The 14,263-nt window shown below is 61.5% G+C and carries 10 protein-coding genes and 1 pseudogene; 7 read left to right on the top strand and 4 right to left on the bottom strand.

Going from position 1 to position 14,263, the window contains the following annotated elements; translation table 11 throughout:
• The first annotated feature begins 11 nt into the window (after positions 1–11).
• Positions 12–1,217: an IS91 family transposase gene (locus HAP41_RS48530; protein ID WP_166101280.1), complete on the top strand. Its 1,206-nt coding sequence runs from the start codon at positions 12–14 to the stop codon at positions 1,215–1,217.
• 607 nt (positions 1,218–1,824) lie between these two features.
• Entirely contained in the window at positions 1,825–4,188 is a 2,364-nt protein-coding gene (locus HAP41_RS48525; protein WP_206706271.1) for a TOTE conflict system archaeo-eukaryotic primase domain-containing protein, read from the top strand.
• Between the two features lie 36 nt (positions 4,189–4,224).
• On the opposite strand, the gene HAP41_RS48520 is transcribed toward HAP41_RS48525, so the two are convergent.
• A complete protein-coding gene (locus tag HAP41_RS48520; protein ID WP_166101292.1) occupies positions 4,225–4,524 on the bottom strand; it encodes a DUF736 domain-containing protein in 300 nt (99 codons plus the stop codon).
• A gap of 501 nt (positions 4,525–5,025) precedes the next feature.
• On the opposite strand from HAP41_RS48520, the gene HAP41_RS48515 reads away from it, so the two are divergent.
• From HAP41_RS48515 to HAP41_RS48500, 4 genes are all read left to right on the top strand, one after another.
• The gene (locus HAP41_RS48515) at positions 5,026–6,234 is read left to right on the top strand and encodes a tyrosine-type recombinase/integrase (protein ID WP_166101295.1); all 1,209 of its coding nucleotides are present in this window, start codon (positions 5,026–5,028) and stop codon (positions 6,232–6,234) included.
• Positions 6,228–7,148 carry a tyrosine-type recombinase/integrase gene (locus HAP41_RS48510; protein ID WP_166101298.1) on the top strand — a complete coding sequence of 307 codons (921 nt, stop codon included), beginning with the start codon at positions 6,228–6,230 and terminating at the stop codon, positions 7,146–7,148. The genes HAP41_RS48515 and HAP41_RS48510 overlap by 7 nt, the downstream gene beginning before the upstream one ends.
• A complete protein-coding gene (locus HAP41_RS48505; protein ID WP_166101305.1) occupies positions 7,145–8,155 on the top strand; it encodes a tyrosine-type recombinase/integrase in 1,011 nt (336 codons plus the stop codon). Before HAP41_RS48510 ends, HAP41_RS48505 begins: the two co-directional genes overlap by 4 nt.
• Positions 8,156–8,634: 479 nt before the next feature.
• Positions 8,635–8,865, top strand: a complete 231-nt coding sequence (locus HAP41_RS48500; RefSeq protein ID WP_166107019.1) for a DUF736 domain-containing protein — start codon at positions 8,635–8,637, stop codon at positions 8,863–8,865.
• On the opposite strand, the gene HAP41_RS48495 is transcribed toward HAP41_RS48500, so the two are convergent.
• The gene (locus tag HAP41_RS48495) at positions 8,838–10,274 is read right to left on the bottom strand and encodes an IS701 family transposase (protein ID WP_166105276.1); all 1,437 of its coding nucleotides are present in this window, start codon (positions 10,272–10,274) and stop codon (positions 8,838–8,840) included. The two genes, HAP41_RS48500 and HAP41_RS48495, sit on opposite strands and share 28 nt — an antisense overlap.
• Positions 10,275–10,357: 83 nt before the next feature.
• On the bottom strand, positions 10,358–10,636 hold the full coding sequence (locus HAP41_RS48490) for a hypothetical protein (protein ID WP_224580805.1): 279 nt from the start codon (positions 10,634–10,636) through the stop codon (positions 10,358–10,360).
• Between the two features lie 36 nt (positions 10,637–10,672).
• Between HAP41_RS48490 and HAP41_RS48485 the strand changes: the two are divergent.
• Positions 10,673–11,196, top strand: a pseudogene (locus HAP41_RS48485) (ATPase, T2SS/T4P/T4SS family); the annotation flags it as partial.
• A gap of 895 nt (positions 11,197–12,091) precedes the next feature.
• Here HAP41_RS48485 and HAP41_RS48480 read toward each other — a convergent pair.
• On the bottom strand, positions 12,092–14,248 hold the full coding sequence (locus tag HAP41_RS48480; RefSeq protein ID WP_166107021.1) for a peptidase domain-containing ABC transporter: 2,157 nt from the start codon (positions 14,246–14,248) through the stop codon (positions 12,092–12,094).
• Between the last annotated feature and the right edge of the window lie 15 nt (positions 14,249–14,263).

Genomic DNA, 14,263 nt, shown 5'->3' with positions numbered 1-14,263 from the left:
CGGCCAACCTCATGGGCCGCTCAAGTCCGGAGGTCGCGGATATATTCCGTCGCTACGGTGCTGCCTGGCGAGAGCAGCACCGGGCCTCGCTATCGACCGAACGACGCGCAGCGATGACTGCCATCGAGCGCTGCCGAACGTCGGCGCTCGGAGGGCATGTCGAACAGTGTGACCGCTGTAGTGAACGACGGATCGCGTACAACAGCTGCCGTTCCCGCAGTTGCCCCAAGTGCCAGTGGCTCGCCCGAGCGGAATGGATCGAGGCTCGGCGGGAAGAGCTTCTCGATACGCAGTACTTCCATGTCGTCTTCACCGTTCCCGACGAGATCGCCGCGATTGCCTTCCAGAATGCCAGCACGGTCTACAAGATCCTGTTCCACGCAGCCGCCGAGACTTTGCGCACCATTGCTGCCGATCGGCGACATCTCGGCGCGGAGATCGGGTTTTTCGCGGTGCTTCACACCTGGGGTCAGAATCTCAGCCATCATCCCCATCTCCACTGCGTCGTGCCCGGCGGCGGGCTGTCGCCTGACGGGAGCCGCTGGATCGCGTGTCGTCCCGGCTTCTTCCTACCAGTCGCCGTGCTCTCCCGACTCTTCCGGCGATTGTTTCTCGAAGGCCTGCAAAGAGCATTCGATGCCGGTGAGTTGCGATTCTTTTCGTCATTGGAACGGCTGCACGATCCCGTCGCATTCCGGCGCTATCTGGATCCCGCCCGCCAGGTCAACTGGGTGGTCTATGCCAAGCCACCCTTCGCGGGCGCTGAGCAGGTTCTGGAATATGTCGGACGCTATACACACCGGGTGGCAATCGCCAACAACCGGATCGTCGATATCGAGGATGGCAAGGTACGCTTCCGGTGGAAGGACTATCGCAACGAGAACCGGCAAAAGGTGATGACGCTCGACGCCGGGGAGTTCATCCGGCGTTTCCTCGTCCATGTCTTGCCCGAGGGATTTCAGCGCATCCGTTATTACGGTTTCATGGGCAACCGCTACCGCAAGCAAAAGCTCGCCCGCTGCCGCGAACTGCTCGGAATGCAGCAGTCCGATACGCCGGTAAAACCGAAGGAAGGGCGCGATTATCGCGACAAGGTCGAGGAGCTGACCGGAGTTTCCCTGCGAGAATGTCCCTTTTGCCGTCAAGGGCAGATGGTGTGCATCGAGGTGCTCGCGCCCGTTGCGTCACACGACCCACCTCTTATGGACACTTCATGACGGTCGGGCTTTTCAACTCATTGATCATCGTGCTTTCCGTCTGCCAAGGCAGACAGCAGGCGTCCTATTGTCACGCCTCCGACATCGAGCCCTCCAGGCGCTGGCGTCGCCGGTCCTTTCGTCCGGGAGACCATATCTCGATTAGAATGTTTCGCATCAAGACCGCATCCAGCATGTCCCCGAAGCCCCGGCGACGGCGCTGTCCATCGGGAAGCAGCATCCAATTTCCATAGCGGCAGCTGCGCGCTAGGCGGCTTCGTCCAACACGTTTTTAGATTACCGGCGCACTCGCAGCTGCGCACTTTGAAGTTTCGGTACCGCGCCGCCAATCTAAAAACGCTCTCTATTATGCGTAGAGCGGCATTATGCGGAGTGTTGGCCTGTGAGGCTGGATTTCCGCCGGTTTTGGTGGATTTTGCTCCGCATAATGTCGAACACCTTGGGCCGTCGTGACGCATAGTCCGCCTTAAACGGAGGTCGTCTTTGGTCTATGTTTGCGCGCGACATGAACATTTAGGCGTAGGCTACAAAGTTGGTCGACAAGAATGAAGCTTCGGGGGAAATCGCACGCATTCGACGGCGGTTAGCTGATCTGAATGCAGAGCGGATGGAGCTTGAGCGTGAATTGGAAGCGCTTGAGCAAAAGCTGATCTCCGGTAGCCGCGCGGCCGAACGGCACGCTTTTGCCGATGCCTCTGTTACCAACAACTCCTCATCTATCGAGAAAATCGAGTTGTTCCGGCGCCTGTTCGCCGGGCGGCCCGATGTTTTCCCGGTGCGATGGGAAAATAGAAAAGCTGGACGCTCCGGTTATTCGCCGGCCTGTTCCAACGAATGGGCGAAAGAAATCTGCGGGAAACCGAAGGTAAAATGTGGGGAATGCCCGCATCAGGCTTTCATTCCTCCTTCCGAGGACATCATCGAAAAGCACCTTCGTGGCGGCGATACCCGCACCGGTGACTTTGTCGCCGGTGTATACCCGTTGCTCCAGGACGAAACATGCTGGTTCCTCGCCGCAGACTTCGACAAGGAGGCGTGGGCGGAGGACGCCGGGGCGCTCCTGCAAACCTGCCGCGGCAGAGGCATCGCTGCCGCTCTCGAGCGGTCCCGATCGGGAAATGGCGGCCATGTCTGGATATTCTTCGGCGAACCGATCCCGGCGCGGACCGCGCGCCAGATGGGGGCGGCCCTGATCACGGAGACGATGGAGAAACGTCCCGAGATCGGCTTCTCCTCTTATGATCGGTTCTTTCCCAACCAGGATACGATGCCACTTGGTGGCTTCGGCAATCTGATTGCACTTCCCCTCCAACGAAAAGCTCGCGAAGTTGGCAACAGCGTTTTTGTCGACAGAGATCTGCGACCTTACGACGACCAATGGGCGTATCTGTCTTCTCTCCCAAGATTATCAGCTGATGCGGCCTTCGGGATCGCCAACGAGGCGGAACTGTCAGGACGGGTGTTGGGCGTCCGGATGCCGGTCGATGACGAACATGCTGACGAGCCGTGGAAGATGTCGCCGTCACGCCGTAGTGAGCCACGGCGTATCAATGCTGCGATACCACAGCAGATCAGGATCGTGGTCGCTGATCAGATCTACATCGACAGGACAGAACTTCCGCCGGCCCTGATTGCGCAGTTCGTTCGCTTGGCAGCGTTCCAGAACCCGGAATTCTATCGCGCGCAAGCAATGCGTTTGCCGACATTCGGCAAGCCTCGAATCGTCTCGTGCGCCGAGCTCCATCCTCGACATGTAGCTCTGCCTCGCGGCTGCTTCGACGAAACTGTCGAACTCATCAAGAGTCACGGGGCGGTCGCCATTTTGGACGATCATCGCGAAGATGGAACGGCGCTGCCTGCCGGCGTCTCATTCCAGGGCGGACTGCGAGGGCCACAATCCCGGGCTTTCGATGCTCTCGTTGCCCACGACAGCGGCGTGCTCGCCGCCACGACGGCCTTCGGCAAGACGGTTGTCGCAGCCGCACTCATCGCACATCGCGCCCGCAACGCACTGGTTCTCGTTCATCGCCGGGAACTACTCACTCAATGGGTGGAGCGCCTGAGTTCCTTTTTGAACATCGATCCGAAACAGATCGGCGTTATCGGGGGTGGAAAAAGAAAGCCGACCGGCGTCATCGATGTGGCGCTCATCCAGAGCCTCGTCCGCAATGGAGAGGTCGCTGATATCGTTGCTGATTACGGTCATCTGATTGTCGACGAATGCCATCATCTGTCCGCTGCAAGCTTTGAGCTTGTCGCTCGGCGGTCAAAGGCGCGATACGTCGTCGGCCTGTCCGCGACCGTTGCCCGAAAGGACGGGCATCATCCCATCATCTTCATGCAATGCGGCCCTGTTCGCCATCGGGTCGATGCAAGAGTTCAGGCTGCCGAACGTGGCATTCGTCACCGCGCCCGCGATCGCTCGACGAAATTTGAATTGCCGCCGTCCTTGGCGTTGGCCGAACGCCCGTCAATGCCGGCGATCTATGCAGCCCTGGCGCAGGACAGTGGCCGGAATGACCTGATCTTTGATGATGTATTGAAATCGCTTGAAGCCAAGCGTTCGCCCATCGTTCTGACAGAACGAAAAGACCATCTCGAATATCTTCGTCAGAGATTCTCGCCATTCGTGAAAAATCTCGTGGTGCTGCGTGGCGGCATGTCCGCGAAGGATCGCAAAACAGCCAACACGGTGTTGAATGTCCCTGATGATGATGAGCGTCTGATACTCGCAACAGGCCGCTACATTGGTGAAGGCTTCGATGACGCTCGACTCGACACGCTGTTCCTGACGATGCCGATCGCCTGGAAGGGAACATTGGCACAGTATGTCGGCCGCCTGCATCGCCAGCATGATGGCAAGAAAGATGTTTTGGTCGTCGACTATGTCGATAATACCGTCCCGGTTCTGGCCCGGATGGGAGCGAAGCGACGAGCGGGTTATCGCGCGCTGGGCTACGTGATCGAGTAGTGGCGCCCCGCTGAGAGCGGAGCGCCGTTGGGCCAGTCATCGCGACCAGATGAGCTTGTGCTCGCCCTTGTCACCCTGAACTAGGGAGGCGTAGACCGGAGCCGTGAAGGACGGATCGTCGAGCTTGAGCGAGAGGTACTCGGCACCAGTCTCACGGGCGGTCCTGCTCCAGCCGGCGCCGAACTCGACACCGTTGGCGGTGACGCGATAGTCGGGCGCCTTGTCGTTGTCGCGGTCGCAGGGTTTGATGGTGGCCTTGACGTTGAGGGTGAGGGTCTTGATCGTGCCGGCGAAGGCGCCGTTGTCGTCGCGGGTGAAGGTGCCGATCTGAGCCATTGTCGTATCTCCTGAGAGTTCCCCGAAGCCGCCCGATGCAGCCTCGATGGCGGTCGTGAGGCGATGGACCGGACGTCTGCACCCTCGGGCCGCAGCGTCAGCGGAGGACGGCGGCAGCCGAGCTTGTTGTTGCGCGAGGAATGCGGCGTGGCCGCAGGGGAAGAAGGTCGGCGGAGCCGTTGCAGGCCAAGTCTGGAGCGGCGCCAGACCAGCCCCAAGAGAGGCCGCATCGGGGGCTTCGCCGGCATTGTCGGCAGAGAACGACGCTGGCGGTCGGCGCCTCTTCAGCACGTTCGGCGCCGCCGGCGCGTCAACCCTCCGGCATTACGGCCAGCATGCTCCGACCCAACGACACACGCCGCGCCCGACGGGTCTCCACGGACATGTCGGATTCGGATCCAGTGGGCAAAACGCCTATCGCATGGAATGGGATCGAAACCTTCGGTTTGCTCGACGCGCCGGGCGCTCCCGGCGTGAACAAGCAACTCGAAGGAAAACGTGGTGACAAAACGAAAGCGCAGACATCGCCGAAGCGTTGATGTCCGGATCAACTGGCTGCAACCGCATGTCGATGACTTCAAGGACTGGCTCTCGCTGCGGAAATACACACCGGCGACAGTAACAGAGGTGGCGCGCCTGCTCGCGCTGTGGGCCGATTGGGTCCGCGCGTCCGGCTTCGAGATCGAAACGCTCGCCGCCGGCTTCGCCGCATCGGCGTCGGTGTTCCGGGGTAGCAAGACAACTCGTGCGCCACAGGGCGCCGCCGCGCTGTTCATCGCCTATCTGCGTGAGACGAACGTGCTGCCGCCGGAGCGGCGGCCGTCGCTGGAGGAGAGCTGGCCGGCACTGGCCGCCTTCCGTCGCTGGATGCGGGAGCAGCGCGGCGTCAAGGACTCCACGCTCGACACCTATCAGGCGATCCTGGTCGACCTGCTGGCGTCGCTCGGCACCGATCCGGCCCCGTACACAGCCGCCGCGATCCGCGGCTTCGTGCTCGATCGCGCGAAGCCGCACGGACGCGGACGGGCGCAAGGCATCACCGTCGCCACGCGCGCCTACCTCAAATATCTTGTGGCGACAGGGCAGTGCCCGGTCGGCCGGGAACAGGCTGTTCCGAGCTTCGCGAACTGGCAGTTGGCGACGACGCCACGCTTCCTCGGGCAAGCCGACATCGGCCGCCTTCTTGCCGCTTGTGACGGCGAGGATCGGCTGCGCGATCGGGCCGTCATTCTGCTCCTTGCCCGCTTGGGCCTCAGGGCAAGCGAAGTCGCTAATCTGGCCTTCGGTGAGATCGACTGGGTGGCTGGCAGGATAACCCTTGCCGGCAAGGCTCGGCGCGAGGAGCGCCTGCCACTGACTCAGGAGATTGGCGATGCCATCCTCGCCTATATCGAGCGGGCACGGCCGCGCGTCGCGACAACGCGGGTCTTCCTGACGAGTGCTGCGCCCGTCAGGCCGCTCAGCCGCATCGCCGTGAAATGCATCGTGCGCCGTGCCCTCGATAGGGCTGGCGTCAAAAGCATCCATCGTGGGGCTCATGTTCTGCGCCACTCCGCCGCGACGACCATGCTGCGCAACGGCGCCAGCCTTGCCGGTGTCGGCGCCGTGCTGCGGCACCGCTCCCCATCGGTCACAGCGCTCTATGCCAAGGTGGATATCGGCCTCTTGTCGGAGATTGCGCAGCCCTGGGGCGGGAGGCTACCATGTTGAGCGAGGACGCTGACCGCTACATCACCCTTCGCCGCACGCTCGGTTACAAGCTGGTCAAGGCCGAGCGGTGTCTTCGTGCCTTCGCGCGCTTCGCCGCCGGGCGGGACGAAGCGCATATCCGCACCGCATCCGTTCTCGCCTGGTTGCCGACGGTCGCCCGGACGCCGGGCGCACGCGAACGGCGCCTGACGGACCTGATCCTGTTCGCGCGCTTCCTGCATGCCGAAGATCCTCGGCATGAGATCCCGCGCGCCGACTTCGCGCGGAACCGGCAAACGCGACCGATTCCCTATATCTATACCGCGGACGAGATCGCCCGCATCCTCGAGGCCGCCGGCAGGCTCCGACGTCAGAAGCCCAATCCCCTGCGTCACCAGCTCTACGTCATGCTGTTCGGGCTGATCGCCGCCACGGGACTGCGCATCTCGGAGGCCATTGCGCTCAAGCTTGATGACATTGGGCCCGATGGTGTGCTGCACATCCGCGAGACCAAGTTCCGCAAGAGCCGGCTCGTGCCGCTGCATCCGACGGTCATCGAGGCGCTCGCCCGCTATCTCGAGGCCCGCCGCCAACGCGCCGGCGCAAGCGACTGGCTGTTCCCATCCGTCCGGCACAGGGCGCTGTACTCGACGACGGTGAATTACACATTCCGCTGCGTCTTGCGGCGAGCGGGAATTGCACCGGAGCGAAGCCAGCAGCCTCGCATCCACGATCTGCGCCATACCTTCGCAACTCGCGTGCTCGAACAATGCGGTGTCGAGCGTGGCGCGGTCGCCCGGCACTTCGTCGCTCTGTCGACCTATCTCGGCCATGCCGATATCCAGAACACCTACTGGTACCTCCAGGCGACGCCGGAGATGATGGCGGATATCGCCTCGGCAGCGGAAATGCTGGTTGGAGGGAGCGTGGCATGACGAAGCTCGCCCCTCTCATCACAGGCTTCCTGCGCGACTACATGCCCCGCCAGCGCGGCTACAGTCCGGAAAGCTGCGAGACCTACGCGTTCAGCTTCAAGCTGCTGTTCGACTTCGCCGCGAAACGGCTCGGCACGCGTCCGTCACGGCTGACGATCGAAGACCTGGACGCGCCGCTGATCGTCGCCTTCCTGGCCCACATCGAACAGGAGCGCGGCAATGGCGCCGCCACGCGCAACCTGCGGCTCGCCGCCATCAAGACGTTCATGCGCTATGTGGAGCACCGGGTGCCCTCCGCCCTTGAGCAGATCGGTCGCGTCCATGCCATCCCGGTCAAGCGCCACGACCAGAAGCTCATCCGCCATCTGACGATGGAGGAGGTTCGCGCGATCCTCAACGCCCCCGATCTTGCGACACGATCCGGCGTGCGCGACCGGGCGATGATGCACCTCTGCTTTGCCGGGGGCTTGCGGGTCTCCGAGCTGGTCGGCGTTCTGACCGAAAACCTGTCGCTCCAGCACGGAGCGAGCGTGACGATCCGGGGCAAGGGCCGCAAGGAACGCTGCCTCCCACTCTGGAAGGACACCGCGCGCGACCTTCGCGCCTGGTTGAGCGTCAGGGGAGCAGTCCGCGTGCCGGAGCTGTTCGTCAACGCACAGGATGAGCCGATGACCCGTGCGGGCTTCGAGTACGTGCTCGACAAGCACGTTCGTGCGGCGGCCGAGGCGTGCCCGTCCTTGCGCAGTCGTTCGATCTCTCCGCACCAGCTTCGGCATAGCTGCGCGGTGATCATGCTGCAGGCGACGCACGATATCCGGAAGGTGGCGCTGTGGCTTGGGCATGCCGATATCCGCACAACCGAGGTCTATCTCCGCATGGATCCCTCGGAAAGGCTCGAGGCAGTGGAAGCGGTCGTTCCGCCGGAGCTGCGCCGCGGTCGGTTCAGGGCGCCGGATGCATTGATCGCCTCTTTGTTGGAGAACGCATCTACGTCCGACACGACGTGAGGCTTCATTATCATGCTACGGTGACGCGCCGTCGGTCCGTTCGGTGCGGCAGCACGATCGTGCCGGCCACATCAGCAAGTTGAGCCTTCTCCCGTTCGATCTTGGAACCGGAGAAGGACGCTCTTGTTGCGCGTGAATCTGGTTAGTGCGGTGACGCCGTCATTGGCCTTGGTGATGCCTGTGAGCCGATGCTCTCCTGTGAAGCTGCTTGGGCTCACGTCCATACCGGCCTTTTGCTGGCGGATCACGCGCCACAATACGCTCGCTGCGCTCGCCGACCTTTACCCGCAATGGCTCGTTCGCGATCTTCTTCCCCTGCCGCCAAGCGGCGGCATTCCTCGCGAGGCAACAAGATCGCTCAGCCCGCCATCCTCCGCTGACGCTGCGGGCCAAGGCTGCGGGGCGGTCGTTGCGGCGCTCACAGATCGCCATCAAGGCCGCGATGGTCGCGGGCTTGGAAACAGCAACAGGAGATCACCATGGCTCAGATTGGCACCTTCACCCGCGCCGAAGATGGCTCGTACACCGGCACCATCAAGACGCTTTTGCTCAACATTAAGGTACGCTTCCTTCCGACCGAACCCTCCGGTAACGAGAAGGCGCCGGACCTGCGCGTGACGGCCGGCAACGTTGAGATAGGCGCCGCGTGGCAGCGGACCTCGAAAGAGAACACCGTCTATTCTTACTGCGTCACAAACGGTGGTCTGTGAAATGGGCGAACTTGATTGCACAACAAGGACATCTCGACAACGTTCGGACCAGCCCTTGTTCGAGTCGCCGTCGCATCGTCGTGATCGAATTTGGAATGTGACGTTGGGTCCGTAGCGGCAGAACCGCGGGGTCTGTAATCCGCGGAAACGCGAGCGAGCGGGATCGGCCGGGCGCGCCGAGCGCCTGAGGGGGGAAACGCCTCCCGCTCGGAGATCAGGAATCCGAAGGCTGCAATGCACATCGTTGCGTGATGATGAAAGCCGCGCCAGCCGCGTCCCTCGAAGTGGCCAAGCCCGACCTCCTGCTTGAGTTCCTGATAGTCGCGTTCGATGCGCCAGCGCAATTTAGCCGTCTCTACGAGAGTCCGGAATGCCACATCCTCCGGCAATGTCGAGAGCCAGTATTTGGTAGGCTGGTCCTCGCCTTTCGGCCATTCGATCAGCAACCATTCCTCCAACCGCTGGGTGGTTTGCCAATAATCACGGTGCGCGGCACGGACCCGCACGCGGGCAAAGCGCGAGCTCAGCTTTTCGTTCGTTCCTTGCCGCCACGTGATGGTGCGCCAAGCTTTGGCCGGCAGGCCGATCGCGAGCGCTTTAACGGCGGCCGGCCGACGCTGACGGTTGCGGCGCATCAGTTTCGGGGGACGGCCGCGGCCCGACCATGGCTTCGGCGGCAAGGGACCGGTGCCGGGCGCCCATACCGTTGTGCTCGACAGAAGACCCGCCACATAGGTCAATCCCAGCGCCGTGATCTCCGTGCGCAGATCGCTGTTGTTGCCATAGCCCGCGTCCATCAGCACGACACCACGCGGAAGGCCGGTCGCACAGGCCCACCGCAACTGCTCCAGCGCGATCTCCGGCTTGGTCCGGAAGCCGACTTCGGCAGGAATGCCCACCTTGCGCCGCCGATCGCAATCCTCAGTCCATTCCTTCGGAAGATAAAGGCGGTAGGCAACAGGCAGGCTGGCGTGGTGATTGGCAATCGATAATGACACCGCCACCTGGCAATTATCCTGCTTGCCGAGCTGCCCGCAATATTGCCGTGCAACTCCAACCGAATGTCGCCCCTGCTTGGGAAATCCGGTGTCATCGATGATCCAAGCTTCGATCGGGCCCTGGCGTTCGATCGCCGGCAGGACCATCTCTCGTACCTTGCCCAGCACCTTCTCATCCGACCAGGCGCCGCTGCCGACGAAATGCAGCAGCGATTGATGTTGGGCGGCCGTCCGTTCCGGAGCCGTCATCGCCGCCATTGGCTCCACGCTCTTACGACCGCCACAGGCCATGAGGCCGACGCAATAGTCGCGCAGCGGTGCCTTCCGATCAGCATGACCGATGACGCTGGCAAGCCCTTCCAAATACGTCGCAAATCGCATCTCACTGGTCTTGGTGCCACGCCCGCTCATGTAGCCTCCTCGGCTGATGGTCCATGCTTCAACCATCGCTGATTCCGGCCGGATAAAGCCTGCGGTTTTGTGACTCAGTCGTACTAGGCGGTGCATTCACCAGCGAAGTCGAGGTCTATGCCAGTCTGATCCGCTACGGCAATTGCGCCGATGTCGTCAGGGCCACTCGGCAGGCCATTGAGCGCGGATATCCAAACGCAGCGGCTTGGGGCGATATCAAAGCGCGGGAATCGACGACTTCGGAGGTTGCTGATCGTCGGTGCGACCTTGATCATCAAGTTGCTTGACGAGGCTTGAATGCCCCGCTCTGGATTCCTGCCGGGACGCGATGACCCCACCAGAGCTGGCGCGAGAAGGTCCATGGCCGCATCCAGTCGAGGCAGGTTTTTTCCCGCTGCTTGACGGCGGGACAAGCAGGCGTGCTCCGCGAAGCCGTGGCCGCCCGCAGGAACATCCTGGTGGCCGGCGGCGCCTCGACCGGCAAGACCACCCTGACGAACGCATTGCTGGCCGAGATCGCCGGCACCGCCGATCGCGTGGTCCTAATCGAGGATACGTGTGAGCTGCAATGCCGCGCGCGGAACCCGGTCGCGCTGCGCACCAAGGACGGCGTTGCGTCGCGTCCCTGTCTGATCTGGTCCGCTCGTCCCTGCGCCTCAACCGAATTCAAATTGGCGAAGTCCGCAGCAGCGAAGCCTTGGAGCTGCTCAAAGCCTGGGGCACGGGGCATCCCGGCGGGACCGGAATGATTCACGCCGGCACGGCGCTGGGCGTGCTTCGCCGCCTCGAGCAGCTCATCCAGGAAGCCCTCCTCACCGTTCTCAAAGCGCTGATCGCCGAGACCATCGATCTCGTCGCGGTGCTGCGCGGCCGCGCCTCACTGACTATTTTCTCGAACCGGAGCGGGCATCAATCCACGTGATAGCCGAGCTGCGGGGCGACCAGTTCAGAATGCCCGCCATGGAGCCGCTAGATCGAAGGAAGATATTTTCGGCTGCCGAAACTTCGCAACGGTTGATCGGCGCGACCTACAACATCCGCTGAAACAGGAGCTGGGAATGGACAAGGTCGTGCATTACGTAGTCAGCCGACTTCCGGTGATCGGCGCCGACCCGGCGGTGATCAACTACAATCGGATTGATCGCCTTCGTTTCGCCCCTCAGGCGGGCGCATGACGCATCCTGAGGATATTCGCGACCTGCTCTTACGGTTCACAGGCCCCGACGCTAACGCAGACGCTTGCGCGAATCGAGAGCGCGATGCGCGGGGTGGAGGCGAAGGATTGCGAAAGCTTTTTCGAAGGCGTGGGAGGAAGCCTTGGCCGCGGCCGCCGAGATGAAGCGCCTGGCCGGGTAGATCAATGGACCATCCATGGCTCGGCATCCTGCTTTGCCTTCCGCACATCCTCGAACCGGGCGACTGGGTCGAATATCGCTCGGCGCCGGCAATACTGGGCGCGATTTCGACCTGGAGACCAACCTGCCGGTCGCCGAGCTCAAAAATTCATTCGATGGCAGGGCGGCGCGGAGTCGATCCGTGAGATCCGGCCGCCGAGATGAAGCGCCTGGCCGGGTAGATCAATGGACCATCCATGGCTCGGCATCCTGCTTTGCCTTCCGCACATCCTCGAACCGGGCGACTGGGTCGAATATCGCTCGGCGCCGGCAATACTGGGCGCGATTTCGACCTGGAGACCAACCTGCCGGTCGCCGAGCTCAAAAATTCATTCGATGGCAGGGGCGCGGAGTCGATCCGTGAGATCCCGTGTTCAAGGATTAGCTGCTGACGTTGCTGCCGCCAGGGTAATCCACGAGCGCTTAACTGAATCCGGTCTGCGCCCGCCACAAGCGAGCGTAAGCGCCTTCAGCCGTCAGCAGATCAGCATGCCTTCCCTCCGCAACAACACGTCCCTTATCCAACACGACGATCTTATCGGCTCCGCAAATCGTGTTGAGTCGATGAGAGATAACCACGATGATCTTGCCGGCCAGACGCAGTTCCTCAATCGCCCGTATGACAAATGCCTCGGCGACGGAGTCGAGAGAGGCGGTCGCCTCGTCGAGGATTAAGACCTCTGGATCGCGGTACAAAGCTCGAGCCAACGCTAGGCGCTGCTTCTCTCCGCCCGAAGGGCGTACGCCGTTCTCGCCCAGATAGGCCTGGTAGCCACCTGGCCAGCGCTCGATCACGTCACGCAGACCGATTTGTTCGCAGATGTGCACTATCTTCCCGGTGTTCGGTTCGAACTCGCCAAGCGCGATGTTCTCGATGACTGAGGCCGAGAACACGTCCACGGATTGCGGTACCGCGGCAACAATCTTGCGCAGGGATTCAGCCGAGAGGTCTTGGAGGTTATAGGAGCCGATGCGGATGCGTCCACCCTCAAGCGGGTACACATTTTGCAGCAAGGCAGCAAGCGAACTCTTGCCCGAGCCGCTTTCTCCGACCACAGCCGTGATCTCCCCTCGCCGGAAGCTGACGCTGAAATCCTTGAAAAGCTCCGGCTGGGCGCCATGGCGGAACGTGACGTTCTCCAGATGAATATCGCCAACGTCCGACGTGGTGGCATTAATGCCGCCGCTGCCTGCTGGATCAAGGTCGAATATCTCGAACAGGCGATCCGCCGCGATAATGGCATCCTGAACAATCCTGTTGGCGTGAATTAGGCTTGTAACCGGGCCGGTGATATGGCCGAGCAGCGCATAGCAGGACAGTAACTCGCCGGGTGTAATGGTCTGATCGAGGGCGAGCGTTGCACCGAACCACATCAGCACGATGGTAAAAAGGGTCGAGAGGAAGATCGATGCATTGTCTCCGACGATTGAGATGAGGCCGGACCTGTAGATGGAGTGCAGGGTCTTAACAAAGCGAGTCTCAAACTTCAGGCCGGCATAGCTCTCTATTCCGAAAGCTTTGATCGTGGAGATGGTTCCGAGTGATTCTACCACCTGCGCCTCCAGATCTGCCGCATTCTCCATAATTGCGCGCTCGCGCTTGCTATTCAGCCGGTTCATGGTCCAATAAACTAAGAGGTATACTGGGACGGAGCCCGCCACTACCAAAGCGATTTTCCATGAGTAGACGAACATCAGCCCAAAGGAGAACAGGATCACCAGCACATCAACAAATAAGGTGATCGAGACGTCGTTCAGAAAGCTTCGGATCTTGACCGCGTCGTTCATGCGGGAGATGATTTCTCCTGTACGCATGCCATCAAAAAACTTCTGGGGCAGGCTTAGGACGTGATTGTAGTAGCCTAGGATCAAGTGGAGATCGATCTTTTGCCCCGTTTGCAGGACGAGCCGGTTTCGCAGGAAATTGATCAGGGTCTGCGGCACAAGGATCAGCAGCATCACGACGCTCATGAGATTGAGCAAATTGCGGTTTCCTGCTGTGATAACATGATCGACAATCTTTTGGATGTAGATGGTCGTCGAGAGGCCGAGGAGGGTCGTTATCAGTGCGCCGACGAGGGCCTGCGTTAGTGCGGCTTGGTGGGGCGCAACCAGTCGGGCAAAGCGGAGAAGGGGGGAGGTGGTCTCGTCGCGGCGCTTGAAGTTGTCTGCCGGGACCATGAGCAACAGGACACCAGTCCATTGCGTCTTGAATTCCTCGTGAGACAGCTTGCGGATCTCTCCATACGCTGGGTCCATGATGGTGACCCACCTCCGGTCGATCGCTTGAACGACTACGAAGTGGTGCAGGACCTCCTTTACCACCACATGCGCGATGGCGGGCTTGGGAATCTTGTGCAAGCTGTCGAAGCCACCTTTGACGCCCTTCGCAATGAAACCGAGCTTTTGAGCCGCTTGGAGGAGACCCGACACGCTGGTCCCGGAGCGGTCGGCCGAGGCAAACTGACGGATCAGCGACAGTGGCAACTTGCAGCCATAGAAGGCGCCCACGGAAGCAAGACTAGCAACCCCGCAATCCGTGATGTCGCGCTGCTTGAACTTGGGGATTCGACTCGACATGGCGGCCCACTGGCC

Origin of the sequence: Bradyrhizobium barranii subsp. apii (assembly GCF_011516635.5) — a bacterium.
In the GTDB taxonomy this organism is placed as follows: Bacteria; Pseudomonadota; Alphaproteobacteria; order Rhizobiales; family Xanthobacteraceae; genus Bradyrhizobium; species Bradyrhizobium barranii.
The sequence above is the reverse complement of the archived record's forward strand: the minus strand, read 5'-3'. Positions and strand labels throughout refer to the sequence as shown.

Excerpts from the sequence above, each read along its gene's own strand:
- HAP41_RS48505 (WP_166101305.1), top strand. The coding sequence starts at position 7,145 with ATGACGAAGCTCGCCCCTCTCATCACAGGCTTCCTGCGCGACTACATG.
- HAP41_RS48525 (WP_206706271.1), top strand. The coding sequence starts at position 1,825 with ATGGAGCTTGAGCGTGAATTGGAAGCGCTTGAGCAAAAGCTGATCTCC.
- HAP41_RS48520 (WP_166101292.1), bottom strand. The coding sequence starts at position 4,524 with ATGGCTCAGATCGGCACCTTCACCCGCGACGACAACGGCGCCTTCGCC.
- HAP41_RS48510 (WP_166101298.1), top strand. The coding sequence starts at position 6,228 with ATGTTGAGCGAGGACGCTGACCGCTACATCACCCTTCGCCGCACGCTC.
- HAP41_RS48530 (WP_166101280.1), top strand. The coding sequence starts at position 12 with ATGGGCCGCTCAAGTCCGGAGGTCGCGGATATATTCCGTCGCTACGGT.
- HAP41_RS48500 (WP_166107019.1), top strand. The coding sequence starts at position 8,635 with ATGGCTCAGATTGGCACCTTCACCCGCGCCGAAGATGGCTCGTACACC.
- HAP41_RS48495 (WP_166105276.1), bottom strand. The coding sequence starts at position 10,274 with ATGAGCGGGCGTGGCACCAAGACCAGTGAGATGCGATTTGCGACGTAT.
- HAP41_RS48490 (WP_224580805.1), bottom strand. The coding sequence starts at position 10,636 with ATGGACCTTCTCGCGCCAGCTCTGGTGGGGTCATCGCGTCCCGGCAGG.
- HAP41_RS48480 (WP_166107021.1), bottom strand. The coding sequence starts at position 14,248 with ATGTCGAGTCGAATCCCCAAGTTCAAGCAGCGCGACATCACGGATTGC.